The organism is Cetobacterium somerae ATCC BAA-474 (assembly GCF_000479045.1).
GTDB lineage: Bacteria > Fusobacteriota > Fusobacteriia > Fusobacteriales > Fusobacteriaceae > Cetobacterium_A > Cetobacterium_A somerae.
Window position 1 is genome coordinate 7,283 of sequence record NZ_KI518118.1, and the last position, 7,297, is coordinate 14,579.

At 26.2% G+C, this 7,297-nt stretch carries 6 protein-coding genes and 2 pseudogenes; all 8 read right to left on the reverse strand.

Annotation, left to right across the window (positions count from 1 at the left end):
* Positions 1–281: pseudogene (locus HMPREF0202_RS15470) on the reverse strand (phosphoglucosamine mutase); the annotation flags it as partial.
* Between the two features lie 16 nt (positions 282–297).
* Positions 298–1,269 (reverse strand): hypothetical protein, encoded by a 972-nt coding sequence (locus HMPREF0202_RS04920; RefSeq protein ID WP_023052146.1) that lies wholly within the window; start codon positions 1,267–1,269, stop codon positions 298–300.
* A gap of 8 nt (positions 1,270–1,277) precedes the next feature.
* Positions 1,278–1,682: an MBOAT family O-acyltransferase gene (locus HMPREF0202_RS15475; RefSeq protein ID WP_245576445.1), complete on the reverse strand. Its 405-nt coding sequence runs from the start codon at positions 1,680–1,682 to the stop codon at positions 1,278–1,280.
* A 30-nt stretch (positions 1,683–1,712) separates the two neighbouring features.
* Entirely contained in the window at positions 1,713–2,423 is a 711-nt protein-coding gene (locus HMPREF0202_RS15480) for an MBOAT family O-acyltransferase (protein WP_245576446.1), read from the reverse strand.
* A gap of 833 nt (positions 2,424–3,256) precedes the next feature.
* Positions 3,257–4,780, reverse strand: a complete 1,524-nt coding sequence (locus HMPREF0202_RS04930) for a lipopolysaccharide biosynthesis protein (protein ID WP_023052149.1) — start codon at positions 4,778–4,780, stop codon at positions 3,257–3,259.
* Between the two features lies 1 nt (position 4,781).
* On the reverse strand, positions 4,782–5,948 hold the full coding sequence (locus tag HMPREF0202_RS04935; protein ID WP_051364131.1) for a Coenzyme F420 hydrogenase/dehydrogenase, beta subunit C-terminal domain: 1,167 nt from the start codon (positions 5,946–5,948) through the stop codon (positions 4,782–4,784).
* Positions 5,941–7,065, reverse strand: a complete 1,125-nt coding sequence (locus HMPREF0202_RS04940) for a polysaccharide pyruvyl transferase family protein (protein WP_023052151.1) — start codon at positions 7,063–7,065, stop codon at positions 5,941–5,943. Before HMPREF0202_RS04940 ends, HMPREF0202_RS04935 begins: the two co-directional genes overlap by 8 nt.
* 34 nt (positions 7,066–7,099) lie before the next feature.
* Positions 7,100–7,297 (reverse strand): annotated as a pseudogene (locus HMPREF0202_RS04945) (hypothetical protein); the annotation flags it as partial.

Below are 7,297 nucleotides of genomic sequence, written 5' to 3' on the forward strand. Positions count from 1 at the left end.
GCTGTACTCTTTTCTGTTAAATAAGCAACTCCTGGAGTTGGAATAACTCCCACAAAATCTATGTTTATTCCCATAGAGTTTAATCCAGCTGTTAATGCTGATCTTAACATATATCCTGACCTTCTTGTATCAGATCCCATTATTACTCTAATTCTTTTTTTATCTGGATATTCCTTTTTTAAAGTATATCCTAATGCATAACCTAATTTTAATGCTAATTCAACAGTTAACTCCTTATTAGCTTCTCCTCTTATTCCATCTGTTCCAAAATATTTTCTCACTTTACTCTCCTATACTCTACCTATTGTAACTACTCACTCTATTTTTATCCATTTTTATATCTTTAATTATTTTTTTATTAATCTCAGGACTATAATGAACCATATCCTTATAATTATCTAAGTTATTAACTATATCACTTCTATTTTGAAAGTCATATACTTTCACGTTTTTTAAACTTTTTAATTTTTCATTTGCATACTCTTTAAACTCTACAATTGTATCTTTAGCATTATATCTCTCTGCATAATCCCACCAAATATTTGCATATGGTGGATAATATATTAAAAACTCTATTTCAGTATTATTTTTAAATATCTCATAAGTTGCATCAAAGTTTTTCTTCATAAGTTCTAAAGAATATCCATCTTTAAATATCTGCACAGCTCCCATATTTTGGGCTCCCCATTGTGTGCTCTCATCAAAACTTAAAGTATTTTCTTTTGAATATTTAAAATTATTTCCCCAATAGCCATGATTTTCTATCCAATTTTTATTTCTTTTTCCTAATAATCCTTTTATGATTCCTTTAAAAGTTGTAAAATTATAAAAATATTTATATAATTCTAACTTACTATTCTCATATGCAAACTTTTCCAATGGTACTCTTGAAACTTCATAACCTCTATTAAATACAAAAGGATCTAGTCCATAAATAACCTTTTGAAGATTAACTTTTGTTAAAGCTACATTTAATAATTTTCTTTGTTCATAATTTGTAGTTCCAGGTATTGAAAGATTTATAGAATTTACTTTTAACATATTATCCACATCTTTTTTCAAAATATTTTGTGAAGTAGAACTTCCAAAAATCAGAGTATTATAATTCCCATTTTTTGCTAATCCTGTATTTATAATTCTGTTATCTCCAAAAGGAAACTCAGTTATTCTAAATTGTTGAGCTGGATCAAAATACACTACCATTACCATCCAAACTCCTAAACCAAGTAAAAATGCTAATATACTATTTATAAAATATCTTTTTTCCATGTCAACTCCTAAAAATTAAAATATAAAAATGAAGCTAATCTATTTACCAGCATAATACTACTAAACAGAAATAATAAACACTCTAAAAATCTAAATTTTGTAGTTTTAAAAATATCTTTTTTCTGAGAACTATTAATACTAAAAATTGAAATTAAAATGGCTATCACTAACAACAGCAGTATCAACTTATTTCCCATACTATTATTCAGTGCATTTTTATATTTTAAACTTATCAGAAATGAATTTGTATTTATAATAAACATAGCTTTTAAAACTTTTATAGCATTATTAAGGTTAATTGCTCTAAAAAATATCCAAAATATATTTACTGAAAATAGTGTTATTCCCCAACCTAAAATAGTTGGCATTCTATAACCTTTATTTTTCCAAATTCTATGTGTTAATATTGACAATCCATGAAGTCCACCCCATATTATGAAGTTTCATCCAGCTCCATGCCATATTCCACTAACTAAAAAAACTATTAATAAATTTCTTAAAGTTTTACCTTCTCCATTACGATTTCCTCCAAGAGGGATATAAAGATAGTTTGTTAAAAATCTTCCCAAAGTCATATGCCAACGTTTCCAAAAATCCTGGATATTAGTTGCCTTATATGGTGAGTTAAAATTAAGTGGTAAAATTATATTAAACATAAGCGCTATTCCCATTGCCATATCACAGTACCCACTAAAATCAAAATATAGTTGCATTGTGTAAGAAATTGATGTTAACCAAGCTTCTATAAATGTTAAACTAACCATTTTATCAAAACCTGCATCTGCAAATGGTGATATTGAATCTGCAATTAAAACTTTTTTAGCAAGTCCAATTGAAAAAAGATACAATCCTCTATTAAGATTTTCATAGTTTACCACTTTATTTTTATGATCTTCAAACTGTGGTAACATCTCTGATGGTAGTACAATTGGACCAGCTATTAGCTGTGGAAAAAATGTAACAAATAAACAATAACTTAGAAAATCATAAGTTTTTCCTTTTCCTTTATAACTATCCACTAAATATGATAACTGTTGAAAAGTGAAGAAACTTATTCCAAGAGGTAGGATTAATTTTAACAGTGTAAAGTCAGCACTAAATATTGCATTTATATTATTTAAGAAAAAATCATAATACTTAAAATAAAATAACATACCTATATTAAATAGTATCCCTGCTAAAAAAAAGTACTTACTGCCCCACCCCCGTACATTATTTTTTGATAAATTATTTCCTATATAATAATTAATCCCAATTGAAAGTATTATTAAATATAGATAACTGGTATTGAAATATGCATAAAAATACAACGACATTCCAACTAACCAAATTTTTGATAGTTTTTCCTGCTTAAAATTATTAAGCATAAAATACACTATCAAGGTTATTGGAAGAAATAAAAATATAAACTGAAACGAGTTAAATAACATTTCCCCTCCTAAATTGATTTTAATACTATTTTTCCTTTAAATTTAGCAAAAAGTGTAATACACTTTCTCAAACCTCTTATTTTAAGTTTTGTACCTTTATACACGATTTTTAAAAACAATGACTAAATACAAGACTAAAAAAATTTAAAACCCTTAAATTTTAAATAAAAGCGTCATTTTTACGAACTTTTGTCTATAAAATACTAACAACACCTATTTCACACTATTTTTTTCTATTTTTAAGTACTTTTTAATAATTAATACATATTTTTGGTATAAAAATAATTTTTTTATTTATATGCTAAAAGGAGAAGTATCAAACTTCACCTGTTCAAAATAATACAGTTCGTTAAAATCCTAAATATTTAGCTTTTTGTCCACATATTCTTCTTACTATGCTCATAACTAATATTGACCCTAGTAAAACAAGAACTATATTATTAATACAAATATTACCATTCTCCTATATATAAATTTTTCTATAACTTTAGAAAATATATTATGCCCTTCAAATCTCAAAAATTAATAAATTAAAACTAAAATTATAACTATTCATCTTAATCCTTGATAGTATTTTTCTCTGTGTTGTGTTTAACTATCATTTTTAAAATTTCCTTTTTTTCATCTTTGTTTAATCCCAGGAAAAATAACAGAATAAAATATGTTCCACCATAAATTATAACTTTTATTAAAAAGTTAATATAATTTATATTTATAATGTGCTTATTTAATAATATTCCAACTCCCATAGTTATAGCTATTGGAATACTCATCTTAAGTATATTTTTCCAAAATAATGGAATGTCTAGATTTAATCGCTTATAATAGTATATGTTCATTATTACAATATTTCCAATCATAAAAGATATTCCTGTTGCTATAGCACAACCAATTGCTCCATACTGTTTAACTAATAATATACTTGATATTACATTTCCTATAGCTATAATGCAATAAATTACAGATCTAAATTGATGCATATTTTTAGCTTGCATTATTGCTATCCCTGTATTTTGAATCAAAGGAACTGTAAGAGGAATCATAATCCATAGTGCTATTTTATAAACCTCTGAATATCCCTCTCCTAACCATAAGTATATAAACTCTTTTCCAAAAAGTATAAATCCAGAAGATATTAATCCTAAAAGAATATATTGTAACCTTCCTACTCTTATAAAAAGATTTGAAATCTCTTCATGCTTATCTTCTACTATCAATCTATTTATCTTAGGAAATAATACTCCAGATATAGCTGTTGAAAAATTCATATATAAGGTATTGAATATTGAAGCTATCGAATATATTCCAACAGCAGTAACTCCTATATATTTTCCAATTATAACTCTATCTGTTCCCCAGTAAACTCTATCAATAATTATATTTAAAAATATATAAAAAGAATAATGAAAAATCTCTTTTAAAACCTTAAAATCAAAATTTCTAAAGCTTATTTTCATTCCTAATTTTCTTGCATATATAACATCAAACATAGAAACTATTAATCCTGAAACTACAATAGAAATAGTTACAGCTATTAATCCAAATCCATTTAGCATTAATACTGCTCCTACTATCGGAGTTACTATTGTTTTTACTAAGCTTAATCCCCTTTGGTATAGAAATTTTTCTCTAGATGCTATATTAGTAGAAAATACTCCAACTGGAAAAGAAATAGCTACATTTAACATCATCAATAAAAATACACTTTTAGTTTTAGATAACTCCTCAGCAGTAAACTTATCACTAAAGAAATTAGGAATATTAACGTATATATATGCTCCTAAAAAAATACTAATTATCATAAGAATTGAAAATATTGTCAAAAACATCCCATTTAAAGATTTCTCCTCTTCAAACTTTCCTTCAGCTCTATATCTAACTGTATATCTTAACATAGCATTTCCTAATCCCAAATTTAGCATTCCTATATATCCCATTATAGATTGAACTAATGAGTTTATTCCAAAATCTATTGTTCCTAAATATTTCATATAAAGAGGAGTATAAAATATTTGAATTAAAGAACCTACAACTATTGTTAAAATAGATAATGCTGATCCTATTTTTAATTCATTTTTCATTTTAAGCCCCTCTTAAAACTTTAAGTAATCTTCTTTTTACAAACCCCAATCCTCTTCTTATAAAACTAACTACAGGATTTGGAAATGGAAAATGTTTTCTATGTAGTTCATTAAATGTTAAGTTAGAAAAGTCTTTATAAAATCCCTCTCTCCTACTATCATTCATTTTATAATTATATAAACATGGATTTCCTGCTAAAGCTGTTTCCCACTGTACCTCTTTAACTTCTAAGCTAGACTTTATGTTTTCAAATAACTCTTTTCCCTTTTTACTATTTATAGTTACTACTGATGTTCCCTCTGAATTTTTTACTTCTGCTGGCACTCCCCAGAAGTCTCCTAAAGTTATATCTGCAAATCTAGGTAGTGTTCTAAACTCACAGTTATAACATGGTTTATTTAGATATGTGTCTGTTAAAAATCCTCTAAACCATAAATCTTGTCTATGGTTGTTTTTAATTATAATTTGATCTTTATTCTTAAAGGTTAAATTAAAATTTTCCCAACCGTTATCTTTATTTCTAAAATCAACTGTTACATTTTTTATATTTAAATTAAAATTTTCCCTTATATACTTTTCATATGCAGAATAAGATGGGATTCCATGACATATTACGTCAACAGTCACTAAATTTTCATGATTTACTATTGTATTTAAAGCTGCTATTTCACAAGGAGTTCCTACAAATAAAACTTTTTTTCCAGACTCTAAATATTCTTTTGCTTCTAAATATGAATTTTCAATTTTACTTTGTAAATATTTAGATTTTTGTAGCTCTTTTAGCTCTTCTAGTTTGCTAATACCACAATGTACTATCTCTCCATCTTCCCATTTAGCACCAAATACTATTCCATTATTATCTAAATACTCTTTTGCCAGTTCAGAAAATATTCCTCCTGAAGAGCTATTTCTCACAATATCTTTATCTTTAGACCAACATGAGTAAACTTCTAAATCCTCTTTTTTATTACCGTTTACCTTACTTATTACAGGACAGCCTTCTTTACAATAACCACATTGAATACACTCTTCACTTAAAAAGGGCTTGTAAAAGCCCTCCTCTGTCTTTTTAAACTCTATTGCTCCTTTAATAGGACAATTATTTAAACATCCATAACATCCAGTACACTTATCATACCCAATTACTTCTATTGCTGAATTATTCATTATTTTCACCTAAAGCTTTCTTTAAGAAATTCATAGAGTATTCTCTATGTTCATCTAGTAATTTATCAACTTTTGTATAATCAATCTTTTTTTCTAAACTATTTTTACTTTTTAAATCATCTACAGTATTAATTATCCAATCTCCAACCTCATACCTCTCTGCCAAATCAATAAATCTAGAAGCTCTTGCCTTTTCTGAATAATATGCTAAAAAATTCTTATGAAATTTCATTGAAAAAAGTACCCCATGATATGAATCTGTATAAATAAATTCCGCATTGTTAATCAAATTTAACCAATCTTCTGGACTGGCATCATAAAGAACTTTATCTGCCCAAGGATAAAATTGTAAACTTCCACTTCCCGCATATGCTATTCCAACAGCTATAACTTTAAAATTTCCAAACTTTTCTTTTATATTTTTTAGAACTTGTTCATGACCACCATTTATTTCAGATCCCAATATATATGTTAATATATATTTTTCTTTTGGCTTTTCTTGAGTTAAATATTCTTTATAGTCATACAATATACTAGGATCACAAACTATTTCAGCATCTTTATTTGTCAATCTTTTTACAAAACTATGAGTATGATTATTTCTAACAGATATGTAATTAAAATCATTTATTGAATTTTTTAATCTTTCTCTATCTATATCTTTATAAAAATCACTTCCAGAGCAAGCTGCATAACTTATTTTGTTAGTATTTTCTAATCCTTCAAAAAAATAAGCTCCTCGCATTCCTCCTGTTACATTCCAGACTTGATCACTTCCAACTATAAGATCAGTATATTCTTTTGCTTTTAAAATAATTTTTTCTTCTGACAAATACTCTGTCATTTTTAACTCTTTTTTTCTAAAATCTTCAAATTTATCAATACCTTTTTTAACATATTTTAATTTTATTATTACTTTATTTAAATCTATTTTACCATTATTTTTTAATCCAGCTAAATATAGAGAGCTTAATGTATAACTATTTTCTGGAAAATAATTCAAAATATCTACTTCTTTATTTAAAACATTCTTTAATATTTTATAGGTTGCTAAACATTGAAGAGTCCCTCCAAAATTACTTCCATAGCTAAATGTTAATAATCCAATTTTATTCATAATTTTACTCCATTTTTTTATTTGATATTATTCTTTAAAATCCATACATTTCTTCATAATATTTTTGATAATCTCCAGATGCTACTTCCTCTACCCATCCTTGATTATCTAAATACCATCTAATAGTCTTCTCTATTCCTTCTGTAAATGGTGTTTCTGGATACCATCCCAGTTCAGTTACTATTTTAGTTGGATCAATTGATTGCGATAGGTAATCCTTTGATATAATCTC

What these genes read in the sequence shown, in the direction of transcription:
- HMPREF0202_RS04920 (WP_023052146.1), bottom strand. Translation starts at nt 1,269, where the DNA reads ATGGAAAAAAGATATTTTATAAATAGTATATTAGCATTTTTACTTGGT.
- HMPREF0202_RS15480 (WP_245576446.1), bottom strand. Translation starts at nt 2,423, where the DNA reads ATGTTATTTTATTTTAAGTATTATGATTTTTTCTTAAATAATATAAAT.
- HMPREF0202_RS04930 (WP_023052149.1), bottom strand. Translation starts at nt 4,780, where the DNA reads ATGAAAAATGAATTAAAAATAGGATCAGCATTATCTATTTTAACAATA.
- HMPREF0202_RS04935 (WP_051364131.1), bottom strand. Translation starts at nt 5,948, where the DNA reads ATGAATAATTCAGCAATAGAAGTAATTGGGTATGATAAGTGTACTGGA.
- HMPREF0202_RS04940 (WP_023052151.1), bottom strand. Translation starts at nt 7,065, where the DNA reads ATGAATAAAATTGGATTATTAACATTTAGCTATGGAAGTAATTTTGGA.